The following is a 2,290-nucleotide window of genomic DNA, read 5'->3' as shown; positions in this document are numbered from 1 at the left end:
GAATCAAGATCTGTGAACGATGGAGGATCTATTGCTCAATCCATGTGGCGTGATCGCTATTTGTCGGGTAATCCAAATAGCGCTGACCTATCTTATTCAACTTATTTGGTTAAAAATAGATTTATTGCCAACTTCTCTTACCGTAAAGAATACCTGGATCATTTAGGAACGACATTCTCCTTATTTTATCAACTGCAGGACGGGCCTCGCTACTCTTATACTTATGGCGGTGACCTGAACAATGATGGTTTGTCTGGTAATGACTTGATCTACATTCCAAATAGTAAAGCTGAAATTGCACTTGTTGGCGACAATGTGCAAGACACTCGGACAGCTGATCAATTATGGTCTCAATTGAACGGATACATTAATCAGGACAATTACCTGAACGCGCACAGAGGCCAATACGCGAAACGTAACGCATTGGTAGGAAAAATGATCGGAACACTGGATATCCGCATCGCGCAAGATGTATTTTTAAATACCAGCGGTAAGAAACATCAATTGCAGATTACTTTTGATGTATTTAATTTCGGTAATATGATCAACAAAAGCTGGGGAGTTGCCCAATTTGCCAACAAAGCGAACGGTATCTTAAATTACAAAGGATTGAATGCGCAGGGACAACCAACATTCTCATTCCCGTATTTAGATGCAACAAATCAGATTCCTTTAACCAACACTTTCTCGAACAGTGTGGATGAAACTTCACGCTGGAGAATTCAGCTGGGTGTACGTTACCGATTCAACCAATAAACAAAAAATAACGTAAATTTGAACCCATCCTATAACAACGGATGGGTTTTTAGTTTAATAATCATGAAAAAACTAGCGCTTTCCATTTTTACATTTCTTGTGACCATGACCTGTCAGGCACAGCATTTTGACCTTGTCCCGCTGGGAATATATGGTGGCGAACAAGAAGACAATCTTTCTGCTTATTTAGTAGGCACTCCAAGAGATACGGCCTTCCTTTGCCTCGACGCCGGAACCATAAATACCGGGATTAGAAAAGCTATTGTATTGAAAAGTCTAAATGGATCGGTCGAAACAATTTTGCATAACCAAATAAAGGGATATTTCATTTCCCATGGACATCTCGATCATCTATCGGGTCTTATTATTAATTCTCCTGCCGATAGCAAAAAGAACATTTTCGCTATTGATCAGGTCCTTCAAATTCTACAAAATCACTATTTCATCACGGATACCTGGATCAATTTTGGGGACCAGGGCCAAAAACCCATACTAGGAAAGTATCATTACAACAGTTTACAGGAGGGGCTGGAAATGCAAGTACCAAATACAGCATTATCTTTGACGGCATATGAGCTGAGCCATGTAAATCCATATAAAAGTAGTGCAGCACTTGTCCGCCATGATAATCACTACCTCCTTTACCTCGGCGATACTGGCGCGGACCGGGTGGAAAAATCCGATCAGCTAGATAAGCTCTGGAATAAGATTACCCCACTGATCAAAAATAAACAATTAAACAGCATATTGATTGAAGTCTCCTTCCCAAATAATGAGCCAGAAAATTTACTCTTCGGTCACCTAACCCCCAATTTGCTGCTAGAAGAACTCGTAAAGCTCAAAGAAAAAACGGGACTAAAAAACTTGGAAGGGCTAAGCATAGTGGTCACACACCGAAAACCAACTGGTAACAACCCTGAAATCATTAAAAACGAATTGCTCAACAATAATCCACTTAAAATAAATTATGTTTTCCCCGAACAGGGCAAAAAGATAAGTTTAAACTAATGTAAAAAAGATGAAACCACTATTGGTTTCATCTTTTTTACCTAGAACTCTTCAATTATATCTGCAATTGTCAAACGTGATTTTGCGGTAATTGCAGGCTGATTTGCATCCTCCACATGTCGATAGCCAATAGCAACTGCAAACAGCGTCTGATAGCCATCGAGTTCCAGTATTTCATCGTAGACGGAATTTTCAATTCCTTCCATTGGGGTTGCGTCAATATGATTTGCAGCACAGGCTGCAAGGAAAAATCCCAAAGAAAGATACACCTGTTGCTTCATCCAGGATTGAACATGGACCTCCCCTTTCGACTGCAAAAATTGCTTATAGTAATTAATCGATCCCTCTGGAAGCGTGTTTGCGATCTGCTCTTCAAAGCGATCTACATCGGTAAGTGCGCTAAAGACAACCAGATGGCTTGCCTCATTTATCTTCTGTGCGTTCCAATAGGATGCGGCAGCGAGTTTTTGTTTCATCTCCCCAGAAGAGACAAAGAAGAATTTCCATGGCTGGCTATTGATGGAAG

The 2,290-nt window shown here is 40.4% G+C and carries 2 protein-coding genes and 1 pseudogene; 2 read left to right on the top strand and 1 reads right to left on the bottom strand.

Annotation, left to right across the window (positions count from 1 at the left end):
- Both B2X72_RS03745 and B2X72_RS03740 read left to right on the top strand, forming a co-directional pair.
- A pseudogene (locus B2X72_RS03745) lies at positions 1–756 on the top strand (TonB-dependent receptor); the annotation flags it as partial.
- Positions 757–819: 63 nt separating this feature from the next.
- Positions 820–1,764, top strand: a complete 945-nt coding sequence (locus B2X72_RS03740; protein ID WP_286848317.1) for an MBL fold metallo-hydrolase — start codon at positions 820–822, stop codon at positions 1,762–1,764.
- 41 nt (positions 1,765–1,805) lie between these two features.
- On the opposite strand, the gene B2X72_RS03735 is transcribed toward B2X72_RS03740, so the two are convergent.
- Positions 1,806–2,290, bottom strand: a 485-nt coding sequence (locus tag B2X72_RS03735; RefSeq protein WP_286848316.1) for a nitroreductase family protein, incomplete at its 5' end; no start/stop codon positions are given.

Source organism: Sphingobacterium sp. UBA7253 (genome assembly GCF_002472745.1).
Taxonomy (GTDB): Bacteria; Bacteroidota; Bacteroidia; order Sphingobacteriales; family Sphingobacteriaceae; genus Sphingobacterium; species Sphingobacterium siyangense.
The sequence above is the reverse complement of the archived record's forward strand: the minus strand, read 5'-3'. Positions and strand labels throughout refer to the sequence as shown.

Coding starts and splice junctions, on each gene's coding strand:
- B2X72_RS03740 (WP_286848317.1), top strand. CDS start 820: ATGAAAAAACTAGCGCTTTCCATTTTTACATTTCTTGTGACCATGACC.